The 13,328-nt window shown below is 48.7% G+C and carries 13 protein-coding genes; 12 read left to right on the top strand and 1 reads right to left on the bottom strand.

Annotated features, from left to right (window positions below; translation table 11 throughout):
- Nucleotides 1–15: 15 nt before the first annotated feature.
- The 7 genes from rsmD to holA all read left to right on the top strand — a co-directional run bounded on the left by rsmD (nt 16) and on the right by holA (nt 7,116).
- Complete coding sequence (gene rsmD, locus FFM79_RS09935; RefSeq protein WP_137643324.1) at nt 16–585, top strand: 16S rRNA (guanine(966)-N(2))-methyltransferase RsmD; 570 nt, start codon at nt 16–18, stop codon at nt 583–585.
- Entirely contained in the window at nt 582–1,073 is a 492-nt protein-coding gene (coaD, locus tag FFM79_RS09930) for a pantetheine-phosphate adenylyltransferase (RefSeq protein WP_137643323.1), read from the top strand. The genes rsmD and coaD overlap by 4 nt, the downstream gene beginning before the upstream one ends.
- On the top strand, nt 1,066–2,097 hold the full coding sequence (locus FFM79_RS09925) for a SepM family pheromone-processing serine protease (protein WP_137643322.1): 1,032 nt from the start codon (nt 1,066–1,068) through the stop codon (nt 2,095–2,097). Before coaD ends, FFM79_RS09925 begins: the two co-directional genes overlap by 8 nt.
- A 480-nt stretch (nt 2,098–2,577) precedes the next feature.
- Nucleotides 2,578–3,276: a helix-hairpin-helix domain-containing protein gene (locus tag FFM79_RS09920; protein ID WP_225424434.1), complete on the top strand. Its 699-nt coding sequence runs from the start codon at nt 2,578–2,580 to the stop codon at nt 3,274–3,276.
- Nucleotides 3,277–3,329: 53 nt separating this feature from the next.
- Entirely contained in the window at nt 3,330–3,815 is a 486-nt protein-coding gene (locus tag FFM79_RS09915) for a ComE operon protein 2 (protein WP_137643321.1), read from the top strand.
- Nucleotides 3,816–6,110 carry a DNA internalization-related competence protein ComEC/Rec2 gene (locus FFM79_RS09910; protein ID WP_137643320.1) on the top strand — a complete coding sequence of 765 codons (2,295 nt, stop codon included), beginning with the start codon at nt 3,816–3,818 and terminating at the stop codon, nt 6,108–6,110.
- A complete protein-coding gene (gene holA / locus FFM79_RS09905; protein WP_170177442.1) occupies nt 6,070–7,116 on the top strand; it encodes a DNA polymerase III subunit delta in 1,047 nt (348 codons plus the stop codon). The genes FFM79_RS09910 and holA overlap by 41 nt, the downstream gene beginning before the upstream one ends.
- A 96-nt stretch (nt 7,117–7,212) precedes the next feature.
- Here holA and rpsT read toward each other — a convergent pair whose 3' ends face one another.
- Nucleotides 7,213–7,467, bottom strand: a complete 255-nt coding sequence (rpsT, locus tag FFM79_RS09900) for a 30S ribosomal protein S20 (protein ID WP_137643318.1) — start codon at nt 7,465–7,467, stop codon at nt 7,213–7,215.
- 227 nt (nt 7,468–7,694) lie between these two features.
- Between rpsT and rpsO the strand changes: the two genes are divergently transcribed.
- The 5 genes from rpsO (at nt 7,695) to FFM79_RS09875 (ending at nt 13,211) form a co-directional block, all read left to right on the top strand.
- Nucleotides 7,695–7,964 carry a 30S ribosomal protein S15 gene (gene rpsO, locus FFM79_RS09895; protein WP_137643317.1) on the top strand — a complete coding sequence of 90 codons (270 nt, stop codon included), beginning with the start codon at nt 7,695–7,697 and terminating at the stop codon, nt 7,962–7,964.
- Between the two features lie 176 nt (nt 7,965–8,140).
- Nucleotides 8,141–9,352 carry an MFS transporter gene (locus FFM79_RS09890; RefSeq protein ID WP_225424432.1) on the top strand — a complete coding sequence of 404 codons (1,212 nt, stop codon included), beginning with the start codon at nt 8,141–8,143 and terminating at the stop codon, nt 9,350–9,352.
- A 115-nt stretch (nt 9,353–9,467) separates the two neighbouring features.
- Nucleotides 9,468–10,343 (top strand): 4-hydroxy-tetrahydrodipicolinate synthase, encoded by an 876-nt coding sequence (gene dapA / locus FFM79_RS09885; RefSeq protein WP_137643315.1) that lies wholly within the window; start codon nt 9,468–9,470, stop codon nt 10,341–10,343.
- A 15-nt stretch (nt 10,344–10,358) separates the two neighbouring features.
- Nucleotides 10,359–12,233 (top strand): ribonuclease J, encoded by a 1,875-nt coding sequence (locus FFM79_RS09880; protein ID WP_225424431.1) that lies wholly within the window; start codon nt 10,359–10,361, stop codon nt 12,231–12,233.
- A 63-nt stretch (nt 12,234–12,296) separates the two neighbouring features.
- Nucleotides 12,297–13,211: an outer membrane protein assembly factor BamD gene (locus FFM79_RS09875; RefSeq protein ID WP_137643314.1), complete on the top strand. Its 915-nt coding sequence runs from the start codon at nt 12,297–12,299 to the stop codon at nt 13,209–13,211.
- Nucleotides 13,212–13,328: the final 117 nt, after the last annotated feature.

Here is a 13,328-nt window from a genome sequence, read left to right as displayed (position 1 = left end):
ATGGTGAGAGAATAGATGCGAATCGTAGCAGGAGAATTTGGCGGTCGGCGATTAAAAGCCGTCCCCGGCATGCAAACGCGGCCGACGACTGATAAAGTTAAGGAAGCCGTTTTTAATATTATTGGGCCGTACTTTGATGGCGGCCGTTCGTTAGATTTATTTGCGGGGAGTGGCGGTCTAAGTATTGAAGCCGTTTCCCGGGGAATTGACCAGGCAGTCTTGATTGACCGGCAATACCAGGCCATCAAGACCATCCGAGAAAACATCGTTGTAACGAAAGCTGCGGATCGGTTTGACGTTATCAAGGGAGACGCGCAACGGGTTTTAGAGCGCCTAGCCACGCAAGGACAAACGTTTGACCTCGTTTTTTTGGATCCGCCCTATGCAAAGCAACAAATTGTGAAGGACATTCAACGGTGTGCGGACTTACAACTGCTGAACCCGGGTTGCCGGATCGTTTGTGAAACGGATACCAACGCCCAATTACCGGCTGAATTACCCGGTTTTGAACGAATTCGCCGTCAAGACTACGGTATTACAGTGATTACAATTTACCAAAAGCAAGAAGTGGGGGGCAACGAATGATAACAGCAGTGTTTCCGGGGAGTTTTGATCCGGTCACGCGCGGTCATCTGGATATGATTCAACGCGCTAGCCGGTTAGTTGATCGGTTGATTGTTGCGGTAATGGTTAATACGAGTAAGCAACCACTGTTTTCAATGGCGGATAAGGTCGCAATGATCAGTGCCGAAGTGCAGGATTTACCCAACGTTGAAGTGCAAGCAGCGACCGGATTAACGGTCGATTTTATGGCCAAAATGCACGCGACGGTGCTGGTCCGGGGGTTACGAAACGAACAGGACTTTGGTTACGAGCGGGATATTGCGTGGATGAATAAGTCGTTGAATGATCAGATTGAAACGATTTGTTTAATTGCCCGGCCACCGTACGCCTACTTTTCTTCCAGCTTAATTAAGGAAGTGGCCAAGATGGGAGCCGACGTTTCCAAGTACGTCCCGGACGCGGTCGCCCAGTTATTGCAGACCCGGCTAAGGGAGCGCGCTAATGAATAAACTACGCCGCTATTGGGGCTGGTTAGTCGCTATTTTAGTGGTGATCCTCTTATTTTGGTTCCCATTACCGGCGTACGTTGAGGGTCCGGGCGATGCCAACAACTTAAAAAGTTTGGTTACGGTTCAAGGTCACCCGGACAAACGCGCGGGAAAGTTTATGCTGACCTCGGTTGGCCTGGCGAAAGCCACCCCGGTAACGTGGTTATTTGCCCAGTTTAATCCACATTATTCGGTTGTCAGTGCCGCTGAAGTTAATGGTGGCCAGGATGACGCGACCTACGATAAGGTCCAGTCGTTTTATATGCAGAGCGCGATTAACGAAGCGATTGCAACGGCTTATCGTGCAGCGGGCCAGACTTATCAAAAAACGTATCGTGGCATTTACGTTTTAACGGTTCAAAAGAATTCCCATTTTAAGCAAAAGGTTAAAGTGGGCGATACGATTACTAAAGTTGACGGACACCATTTTAAAAGTGCCCGCGGTTACCAAAACTACATTGCAAAACGGGGTGTCGGGCACAAAGTAACGTTGACGTACCGCCATAACGGTCACGTTAAAACGGCCCGAGCACCGTTAATTAAATTGAGTACGAAGCGCGCGGGAATCGGCGTGGGCTTGACCGATAACGTTAAGGTTCACACGGACATCCCGGTTAAGGTCGATCCGGGTCAGATTGGCGGCCCCTCCGCTGGCTTGATGTTTAGCTTACAGATTTATCAGCAGTTAAGCGGTGAAAATCTACGTCGGGGACGCAAGGTTGCAGGAACCGGAACGATTGCGGCCGATGGCTCGGTTGGTGAAATTGGTGGGATCGATAAAAAAATTATTGCCGCTAAAAACGCAGGGGCGACGATTTTCTTCGCACCGTACGTTAAACCGACCAAGGCCGTTTTAGCGTTAGAAGAACAGCACCAGACAAACTATCAACTTGCGAAGCGAACCGCCCAAAAGTACGCCCCTAATATGAAGGTCGTACCGGTTAAGACGTTCGCGGAAGCCCGTCAATATTTATTGAGTCATTAACTTTGGCTCTATACCAGTTGGTGTTGAGGTTGCCGCCAGCAGCGGGTGTAACCGGTTGGCTGGAACACTGCGGGCATCGATTTGAGCTCACTCAGAAAAACTACTGAGCAATCTTAAATTCAAGCCTTATTCTAAGCCGGAAGCAGCCCACTTCCGGCCAAGAATAATTTCGCAGTTGAGCCATGGTTACACCCTCTACTGGCTAGACTGGCTTTTTTACTGAGTTTCACGGGATATTTTAGTAAGTCTAAATTAATGAAGATGATCCTACAGAACGGTTACTAAATTTAACATAATCTTGCTTGCTATTTTGCTAGTCACAACGAATTGATTGAAAATTCAATTGGCAGCCTTCATAGCAAATCAACACCAAATATCATAGACTCTTAACTTTGGGAGTGGAAAAAAATTCCACTCTTTTTTCGTGCGTTCACGCCTTTTTCGCGAAATTAATGAATGAACGGAAAGGTGGTTATCACAATGATGGAAAAGTGGCTCTGGCTAAAGGCCCATTGGCAAGTTGGACTGGTTGCGGTTGTGGTGCTGATTACGGCGATAGGTTGGGGACTGGGACAGTTAGCCCAGCCTGAACCGCAACCAGCTAATGTGTTGGCCCAAGCCCATTCAGCGGCGGCGCGGCCCGCTGGGAAACCGGCGTCGCACCAAGCGGGGCGGACGGCTAATTCAATCGCCGCGCCAGCTACGGAGGCGTACGTTGATATTAAGGGAGCGGTTAAACGTCCCGGTTTATACCGGGTTCAAGCAAGCATGCGGGTTGCCGACGTTGTTCGCTTGGCGCAGGGCTTGTTACCGCAGGCCGATCAACAGCAGGTTAACTTGGCAGCTAAAGTTCGTGATCAGCAAGTTATTTACGTACCAGCGAAGGGGGAGCAGCACCCCGTTTTGCCGCCAACGACGGCTCCGGCGGCCTCCGCGGGGCCGGTTGGCGCGACTAGTGCAAGTACGGAAGCAAGCGGGGCTTCCGGCGCTGGCGTTAATTTGAATACCGCCGACGCCCAGGCACTCCAAACGCTACAGGGGATTGGCGCGAAGAAGGCCCAGAAAATTATTGATTATCGGCAACAGCACGGTCCGTTTAAATCGGTCGATGACTTAAAAAACGTTGCCGGTTTTGGTGAAAAAACGGTTGCAAAGTATAAAGATAAAGTGAGTGTCTAGTTCACCGCCAGACTATTTGGTATACTACTGTCATTGAAAGTGAGGCAATTATAATGAAAAAGCAGCGAATTCCTTGGGATCAATATTTTATGATGCAAGCCGTGCTACTGGCGACGCGGAGCACGTGTGAACGGTTATCGGTGGGGGCAACGATTGTCCGGGACAAACGGATTATTGCCGGTGGCTATAACGGTTCGGTCACGGGCGATGTTCATTGCATTGATGAAGGCTGTTATTTAGTTGACGGACACTGCGTTCGGACGATTCATGCGGAAATGAATGCAATTCTGCAGTGTGCGAAGTTTGGCGCGGCCACGGACGGTGCGGAAATTTACGTCACGGATTTTCCGTGCTTACAATGCACGAAGATGCTGTTACAAGCCGGAATTAAGAAAATTCATTATTTACGTAATTATCATAATGACGATTACGCCATGGCGCTTATTAAGCGCAAGGGGGTTGCGTTACAACAAGTTAAATTTGATCAACATGATTTAGATCAGTTGGGATTAGACAAGATTTTACTTAACCAACAGTAAATGACGGCGCTGTTTTTTGCCGCCATCGCTGCGGCGTTACTCAGCAGTTGGTTGGTTGCAGATCAGTGGGTGGCGGCCGGGTTATTAGGCTTGTGGCTTGTCCGCGCTTACCGGACTCAAAATCGGGTGATTTTAATGACCACCCTAAGCGTTACCGGACTCATGATGGGTTGGTTTGGTTGGCAAGGACAACGCTTTCAATACGCACAAGCTCAGATGCCGACAACGGTAACGACCCGGATGGTAGTGGCACCCGATGATGTTCGCGTTCGCGGGGACCAGTTGCAGCTGCTAGGGACCGTTGCGGGCAAGGGGCGGGTGATTGCATATGGTCGCATTGCTCGTCCAGCGGATCAGCATCAGCTTCAAACGGTCACAACCACGACTGAATGGCGCGTTCAAGGCACGCTTGGGCCAGTGGCACCGCCAACTAATCCAGGGCAATTTGATGCCCCTAAGTATTACCGGGGTCAGGGTGTTTTGTATCAATTGCAGCTAGCAGACCATTATCAGTGGGCGCCGCTTAAGGTGACTGGTTGGCAGTGGCCCGCAGCGCAGTTGCATCGGTATCGTAAACAGTTTGCGCTAGCCTGCGAACGGTTACCGCCGACATTACGGCGGTACGCGCTCAGTTTATTGATTGGTATGCGGCCGGCTGACTTCCAAACTGAAATGGCACCGGTGCGTGAGTTGGGATTACTCCATTTATTTAGCTTGTCGGGCATGCACGTGATTCTTTTGATCAGCATGCTTCGCTGGGGATTGATTCGACTGCATTTAAGTGAACAGGCGACGACCAATTGGTTATTGGGATTGCTACCCGCATACCTGATATTGGGTGGGGGCGCGGCTAGCTTACAGCGAGCGGTTTTAACGGCTGGCTTACCACTGGTATGGCAGCGGCTGAGTCATCAGCGCCATAGTGCTTTGAGCGGCTGGAGTGCGGCCCTCTTAATTGGGTTGATTACGGATCCGGGGGTGCTAGGCCAGCTTGGCGGGCAACTTAGCTACGGCTTAGCGCTACTGTTATTACTAGTGCCGCACCGCTCACCGTGGCAATTAGCACTCAACGTGCAACTTGTCAGTTTGCCGTTGTTACTGATTGCTACGGCGCAATGGCACGTTTTAAGCTTGCTCATTAACGTCTTAATTGCGCCACTGTTTGGAGCGGTTATTTTTCCGGCAACCATTGGCGGCACCGTTTTCGGATTAATAAATCCCGCGGTAACGCCCCCGATTGAATGGTTACTTAGCCATTTTCAAGCCGGGTTAGTGGCAGTTGGGCAACTTCCCGGCTTGTTAACGGTCGGTCAACCAAACGCGGTGTGGGGCTGGGGACTAGGATTATTAACGCTCTGGACCCTGCGTCGGCCCAGTTGGCGGCGATACCAATCGCTACTGTTAGCTTACTTGGCGCTCGCCATTACGTTGCACTATCCGTTACGGGGAGCGGTTCACTTTATTGACGTTGGGCAAGGCGATTCGATTCTAATTCGTCGACCGTTCAACCGCCAAGTTAGTTTGATTGATACGGGCGGCCAATTGAAGTTTCCCCAACCAGCCTGGAAGCAGACTGATCAATATCGCCGGCCAAGGGTGGAAAGCATTACCGTTAATTACCTCCACCGTTTAGGAATTACGCAGCTAGATCGCGTTTATTTGACCCATAAAGACGTTGACCATATGGGAGATTTCGGGGCTTTGTTGCGGTTGATGCGGGTTAAACAAGTAGTTGTCCCGGCTGGAATGGCGCACTTGCCTAAATTCCAGCGACTATTAAACGTCGTCCGCCGGCCCCCGCAAGTGATTGAGGCCCTGGCCGGTCAGCGGTTCGCGGATGGTTTAACCGTCCGGCATCCGTTTAAACCGGGGACTGCTGAGAATGCGGACTCGTTGGCTGTGAGCGGTCAGTTTGGTCGGCGAACCTTTATGTTTACGGGCGATTTAGACCGACCGGGTGAGCGGGCCATTATGAAGCAGTTTCCCGATTTACGGGTGTCCGTGTTAAAATTAGGACATCACGGTAGTCGGACCGCTTCGGACCCGGGGGTGCTTCAGCAACTCGGCGTCCAAATTGGTATTCTATCCGTTGGGCGGCATAACCGTTACGGTCACCCGAATGCCAGTACGTTGGAAACGTTACGTCAACAGCAAATCTGGACGTATTCAACTGCCCAACAGGGGATGATCACGTATTGGTACGGGGGTGGTCGTCCAGAACGGTGGCAAACATTTTTGAAAGAGGGTAATTTATATCAACGCTCAGCAGGCCTTGAAAACCATTCGCGCGGGTAAAATAGCACCGCTTTACGTTATCTTAGGAAAAGTGGATTATTTAGCTGATCAATTAAGGCACCAACTAATAGAATTAATTCCGAGCGAAGAACGGACGATGAACGTCGGTCGTTATGATATGGAAACGACTCCGGTTGCCGTTGCGTTGGACGATGCCATGTCCGCACCGTTTTTTGGTGAACGGCGGCTGGTTTTTGTAAACCACCCGTACTTTTTGACCGGTGAAAATAAAAAAAGTAAAGTGGACCATGATCTGGAGAGCTTACAGCGTTACTTCGAGCATCCTGAACCGAGTACGATCCTGGTGCTAATTGCGCCTTATGATAAGTTGGATGCGCGAAAAAAACTGGTTAAAACACTGAAAAAGCAGGCCACCATCATTGAAATCAATCAAGTTTCGGAGCGCGAAACGCGGCAGTACGTGCAAACGGCACTGGATGCAAAGCAAATCAGTATTGACCAGGATGCTTTTCAAGAGCTGATGAATCGGACGGATGGGCAACTAGGGTTAATTATGGGGCAATTACCGAAATTAATGATCTACGCGGCGCAAACCCAGCGGATTGAACTAGCGGCAGTGGACGCGTTGGTTACGAAGTCCCTGACTCAAAACGTCTTTGATCTGGTCAATCATGTTTTACGGTACCAAACGCAAGCGGCCGTGGCGTTGTATCACGACTTGGTGGCGGCCCAGGAAGCGCCGTTGAAAATTAACGCCATTTTACTTGGCCAATTTCGACTTTTACTACAGGTAAAAATATTAGCGCGGGCGGGGTATAGTCAAGGAAGTCTGGCAAGCACGTTGAAGGTGCACCCGTACCGGGTTAAGTTAGCCATGCAAGTTGTGCGGCATTTTGATCAGGCTGCGTTGCGAGCAGCTTACTTAGGACTATTAAAGACTGAAAACCAAATGAAGACGACCCAACGGGACCCGGAGCTTTTATTTGAATTATTCATGGTTCAATTTGTAAATGAACGGCGCGTTGTGAGTGGTCGGCGGGCATAAAAATAGGGGCTTCACAATGCAAAATCGTTTGCATTGTGAAGCCCCTAAAATAATGGTATAAAAAAACGCCAGCGCGAAGCTTCGGCGTTCTAATTATTACTTGGCGTAACGTGCAGCCATCCGTGACTTGTCACGGGCAGCTTTATTACGTTTGATGAGCCCCTTAGAAGCGGCTTTGTCAACAGCACTTACGGCTGCGACGTATAAGTCATCGACGTTGTCAGCGCCAGCAGTTTTAGCATTTTCGAATTTTTTAACAGCGGTCCGCATTGCACTCATTTGTGCAGTGTTACGGGCGTTTGCTTTATTGTTTGTTTTCACGCGTTCAATAGCGGATTTGATAATTGGCATCAGATTCACCTCCATCATTTTTTCAACAAATGCTATTATACATAAGCGCCGGCTTGAATGCAATAGTTAAGTGTAAAGTAATTTATCTTGATATGCGTTGGTGCTTGCTTTTTACTGCTTGCTTTGCTAAACTATATCAAGTGTTCAGCAACCCTTTACTTAGTTTTTCGCGCACCACCGACGATTTACTCAGTTTAGGGCAATTATTTGAAAGGTGGTTGAAACACATGGCAATTTCACGCGAAAAGAAGACGGAACTTATTAATAAGTATGGCCGTCATGAAGGCGACACTGGTTCAGTTGAAGTCCAAGTTGCAGTTTTAACGGAAGACATTAACGAACTGAACGAACATATCCGTGTTCACAAGAAGGATTTTCATTCACAACGCGGTTTGATGAAGAAAATTGGTCACCGTCGTAACTTGTTAGCTTACCTTCGTAAAGAAGACGTTAACCGTTACCGCGATTTGATCAAGAGCCTTGGTCTTCGTCGTTAATTATGAAATTAAGCGCACTACCCGAATGGGTGGTGCCTTTTTTTGTCTAATTACCGGTTCGTTAAGCGGATTCCCGGGTCGTAAACGTCCTTTACATAAACTATACATAAAATCAACCATCAACAAACGAGTGTTCGCTATAGTGGGCGATAGATTAAATGATTGAGGCGATTAGGTTGATTAAAAGTCCGACGCTAACCCGGAATTTTCGTATTTTATGGTTTGGTAGTTTGATTACCGATCTTGGTAACGCGATGACGCTACCATTTATTGCACTTTATATCCAAACATTAGGAACCTTTACCACTGCACAACTAAATTTTTTAGGGGCGGCGGCGTTTGGCGTGACGTACGCTTGCAAGGCGCTGGTTGCACCTTTGTGGGGACGCTTAGCGGATCAAAAGGGGCGTAAGTTAATGTGCTTACGCGCTTCTGGAATGATGTCACTGACTATTTTAGGGGTGGGGCTGGCCCCTAACGTAGCGGTACTACTATTGCTACGAGCGTTGCAGGGGGTGTTTTCAGGCTATATCAATAATGCAAACGCCCTGCTGTCACTGACGGTGCCGGCTCAGCGCCGAGGCCAACTGCTCAGTAAATTGGTGACTGGCGCAATCAGTGGTAGCCTATTAGGACCGCTGTTAGGAAGTGGTTTAGCGGCGACGGTTGGCTACCGGGGAGCGTTTATCGTGACTAGTTTTTTGATGGCGCTCGTATTTGGCCTCACCCTTTGGGGAGTCACGGAGGAGGTAACGCCAATTAGCCGGGCGGCGTTACCGCCGCTGCGGCCCGTCTTACGCCAACTGGGGGCTCCGTTTTTATTGGCGTTGTTTAGTTCGTTACTCGTGATTCAGGCGACAACGAACGCCATTACCCCGTTATTAAGTTTATTCGTGGCAGAATTGGAACGGGGCGCGCCGACCCAGACCGTTTTATGGATGACCGGGCTGATTGCCGCAGCACCAGGGATTGCGACCATTTTAATGGCTGGGTGGGTTGGCCAGTTAATCGACCGGTTTGGGGCCCAGCGATGTTTGCTGGTCTTTCTGAGCGGAGCGGGATTGGATTTGTTATTAACGAGCTGGGCGCAGTCGCCGCTACAAGTTTTTGTACTGCGCTTACTTTTAGGGGTCGCAGATGCTGCCTTGCTACCCGCGTTGCAGGTAATCACGGTTGAGCACGTCCCCCGGGCCACCTTTGGTCGGGTTTTTAGTTTGAACCAGTCGGCACAGGCCACCGGTAACGTGGTGGGCCCCGGATTGGCGGTGGTGGTCGCTAATCAGTGGGGGTACCAACCGATCTTTTTGGTGACGGCGCTACTTGAACTGGGTGTGGTTCTGCTGTGGTGGCATTACTTACGGCGTTCACGCGGTCGGGCAGAAGGCTGATGGTGTAAACGGTCTAGCTATTGCTTTAGTTTAAAATGTGATAAACTAAGGAGAGTTACTTATTCGGTATGAGTATATTGATACTCGTAAAACTTAATAGAGGAGTTTTTAATTCATGAACTTTGAAAATGTTGATTTAATGACTGCGATGGTAACCCCCTTTGATGAGCAACAGCAATTAGACGATGCGCGCCTTAAAAGCCTGATTGAACATTTGTTAGCCCATGGTACTCAGGGGTTGATCGTTGGGGGCACTACTGGCGAAGCCCCGACCTTAACGGACGATGAAAAGGTTGCGTTATTAACTAAAACTGCGCAAATCGTTGCTGGGCGCGTGCCGATTGTTGCTGGGACTGGTTCTAACAGTACGGCGGCAACCATTGCGTTTACGAAGCGGGTTAGCCAGATTGAGGGAATCGATGCGGCCTTAGTCGTGGTTCCTTATTACAATAAGCCGGACCAGGCGGGCATGATCGCGCACTTTACGGCGGTTGCTGATCAGGGTGGCCTTCCCGTTATCATTTATAATATTCCGGGACGGGTCATCGTTAAAATGGACGTTCAAACGGTCTTAACTTTGGCACAAAACCCGAATATTATTGGGATTAAGCAGTGCACGTCGATGGACGAATTTGGCGCCATCGTTGAAAACGCACCCGCTAATTTCTTAGTTTATACTGGTGAAGATGCACAGAGCTTGGCCGCTAAGGAGATTGGCGGTGCGGGTGTTATTTCAGTTGCCAGTCATATTTATGGGGATGAAATGACGGCCATGTTCCAAGCCGTTGAAAAGGGTGAAATTGCGAAAGCTGCTAAGTACCAACGGGATTTAACCCCTAAGATGGCAGCTTTGTTTAGTGCACCGTCACCATCACCAGTTAAAGCGGCGTTGAACCATCTCGGTCAGCCCGTTGGTGAACCACGGTTGCCGATTTTACCGCTAAATGATGAACAAGCTAATCAGCTGTTCACAACGTTAAACATTAAATGAATCAAGGTGAAATAATTGAGTAGTAAAATTCAAATTACCCCCTTTGGTGGGGTTCGTGAAAACGGTAAAAACATGTACGCAGTCGAAGTTGATGACGATATCTACATTTTAGACTGTGGTTTGAAGTACCCGGAAAATGAGCTACTAGGGATTGACATTGTCATCCCAGATTTTAGCTATTTACGGGAAAATGCGTCCCGAATTGTCGGGGTATTTCTAACGCATGGTCATGCGGATGCAATTGGTGCGTTGCCATACTTTCTAAGTGAATTCAACGTCCCAGTTTTCGGCTCTGAATTGACCATTGAGTTGGCAAAAATTCAGTTACAAAAAGATCCGAAGGCCAAAAAGTTTAATGATTTTCATATCATTAATGAAAAAACGGAAATTGATTTTGGTAACGTCACCGTTTCGTTTTTCCGGACAACCCATTCAATTCCCGATTCAATGGGCATTGTCCTGCAAACCGATGCGGGGCCAATTGTTTATACGGGCGACTTTAAATTTGATCCAACCGCCGTTGGTGATTACAAAACTGACTTTGCCCGGTTAGCAGAAATTGGGTCGAAGCACGTTCTGGCGCTCCTCAGTGATTCGGCCAGTGCTGAAAACTATGGGCAGCCAGTTAGTGAACGTGAAATTGCGGCTTACGTCTTGGAGACGTTTAAATATCATGAGGGTCGCATTATTGTGGCATCGGTGGCGTCCAATATTTTACGTATTCAACAGGTGTTGGATGCGGCGGCTAAGTCGAATCGGAAGGTTGCACTCATGCCGGGAGACGTCGAAAGTATTGTTAAGACTGCCTTGAAATTAGGTAAATTACAAATGCCGGACGATGTCTTGGTACCACTGAAAGCCGTCGATAAGTTAGATCCGTCACAAGTGGTTATTCTACAAACTGGACGAATGGGGGAACCCATTAAAGCACTTCAGCGGATGTCTAATAAGCAAGAGGGCAAGATTAATATTGAAAAGGGCGACTTAGTCTTTATTACGACAACGCCGTCCCATTCAATGGAAACGGTCGTTGCCAAGACGCGTGATATTATTTATCGGGCTGGTGCCGACGTGAAGGCCATTGCAGATGAAATGAATTCGTCTGGTAACGCGACTAAGCGGGACTTACAATTAATGATGGACCTAATGAAGCCTAAATATTTTATCCCGATTCAAGGGGAATATCGGCTCTTAGACGCCCACGCGGAATTTGCCAAGGAAGTTGGGATTCCGGCCGACCATATCTTCATCACATCTAAAGGTGATCAACTATTATATGATGGCGAAGAAATGCACTTGGCGGGCTCGATTGAAGTTGGCGACACCATGATTGATGGGATTGGTGTTGGTGACATCGGGAACATTGTGTTGCGCGACCGCAAAATTTTATCTGAAGATGGTATTTTCGTGGCAGTCGTTACGATTGACCGGAAGAAGAAAAAAATTATTGCGACGCCGAAAATTACGTCCCGCGGCTTTGTTTACGTTAAGACCAGTAAGGATTTGATGCAGGAAAGTGCTGAATTGGTGCGGGCGACCGTGCAATCAAACTTGGATAACAAGGAGTTTGATTGGGGACACCTCAAGCAGGCGGTCCGTGAAAAACTAAACCATTATTTATGGGATCAGACGAAGCGTCACCCAGTGATTTTGCCGGTAATTATGGAAGTTAATCAGCATCATCACCGCCACGCGAAAAAGGCCAAAACGCAAGCGGCTGACAAAGCGAATGCGGGCCAATCAAAGGGCCGGCAGGCAGCTGATAAGCAGAAGGCCGCTAAGAAATCAACGGCTGCGACTAAACGACCAACGAATCAAAAGTCGACGACGCACCGGGTTCCCAAGCGAAAACCTGCTAAAGCGCAAGCTAAAGCACAACCAAAAGAATAGCTGAAAAAGCCGGGAATTTCCCGGCTTTTTAGTGTGGATGATTTTGAGATGGGGGTGTCAGAATTGACTCTTGAGGAACTCTATCAAGCGGCCCAAGCGGCCAGTACATCCCAAAAGTGGTCGCAAGCGGCCAGCTTATGGGAACGCGTTTATCAGGCACAACAAACGCCGAAGTTTAATTTTCAATTAGTGACGGCCCTAGTTGCGGATCGCCAGTATTCCGCAGCGATTAACTATGCGGCCGAATTTGAAGGTGTTTATCGCCGAAGTGATTCGGCGGCCAGCTTGTATTTGCGGGCGCTGATTGGTAGTCAGCAGTTTATTCCGGCCCGAATGTTAATTGTTGCCCGGGTAACGCATCGGGATTGGTCGAAAACGGCTAGTCGTGAACTGGACGCGGCGGAGCGGGCCGCAACTTCTGAGATGGCCGCAACCATGAAGACGGCAATGCGGCGCTTTTATCACCTTTCAGATCAGCCAGCAATTGCACAGGCTGAACAGATTCAGGCGGCTCAACGGCTTACCTATGAAAAGTACGTGACCGCGGCTAAGTTTTTGCTGGTTGACCCATTTTTACACCAACTTGCCCGGGTAGAAGTGCTGGATACGCTACGAGCACTGGGCGTTAGCGAAACGGTGACCTTTCAATGGCTTGACCAAACCGTGATTAGTTGCCAACCCAGCGCGTTAGTTCCAGTTGGAACGGATTCCTTGGCAAAAACGGTGCACGCTGCTCTTGAAGCCAGAATTGGCCATCAGAATGCTAGTTTAAGTCAGGAGTTAACTGCGAGCTTGCGGTTACAGCTCATGTATTTATACCCACGGACTGAATTGGGAATTACGGATGCAAACGCCTGGGTTCGGTTGATGTTGAACCAGTCACCGACAACGCCCGCAACTAATTTAACCGCAGGCGAAGAAAAAATGGTACACTTACAATCAGTTATTCAAAAATATAACTCCGAATTATTACTTTAATTGAAAGCAATAAGCTCTGGCTTACAAAAATTCAATTTTTTGAATAATATCTGTTTACAAATCAGATGGGGCTATATATAATATTTAAGGATTCTCAGTGATGGGTGCTGGATTTGG

The sequence above is a fragment of the Lactiplantibacillus modestisalitolerans genome, assembly GCF_005405425.1.
Classification (GTDB): Bacteria; Bacillota; Bacilli; order Lactobacillales; family Lactobacillaceae; genus Lactiplantibacillus; species Lactiplantibacillus modestisalitolerans.
Note: the sequence above shows the minus strand (reverse complement) of the source record. Positions and strands in the feature narration are given on the sequence as shown.

Bases quoted from the DNA above. Each gene is read 5' to 3' on its own strand.
- FFM79_RS09925 (WP_137643322.1), top strand. From the start codon at position 1,066: ATGAATAAACTACGCCGCTATTGGGGCTGGTTAGTCGCTATTTTAGTG.
- coaD (WP_137643323.1), top strand. From the start codon at position 582: ATGATAACAGCAGTGTTTCCGGGGAGTTTTGATCCGGTCACGCGCGGT.
- rpsT (WP_137643318.1), bottom strand. From the start codon at position 7,467: ATGCCAATTATCAAATCCGCTATTGAACGCGTGAAAACAAACAATAAA.
- FFM79_RS09920 (WP_225424434.1), top strand. From the start codon at position 2,578: ATGATGGAAAAGTGGCTCTGGCTAAAGGCCCATTGGCAAGTTGGACTG.
- rpsO (WP_137643317.1), top strand. From the start codon at position 7,695: ATGGCAATTTCACGCGAAAAGAAGACGGAACTTATTAATAAGTATGGC.
- FFM79_RS09910 (WP_137643320.1), top strand. From the start codon at position 3,816: ATGACGGCGCTGTTTTTTGCCGCCATCGCTGCGGCGTTACTCAGCAGT.
- rsmD (WP_137643324.1), top strand. From the start codon at position 16: ATGCGAATCGTAGCAGGAGAATTTGGCGGTCGGCGATTAAAAGCCGTC.
- dapA (WP_137643315.1), top strand. From the start codon at position 9,468: ATGAACTTTGAAAATGTTGATTTAATGACTGCGATGGTAACCCCCTTT.
- FFM79_RS09915 (WP_137643321.1), top strand. From the start codon at position 3,330: ATGAAAAAGCAGCGAATTCCTTGGGATCAATATTTTATGATGCAAGCC.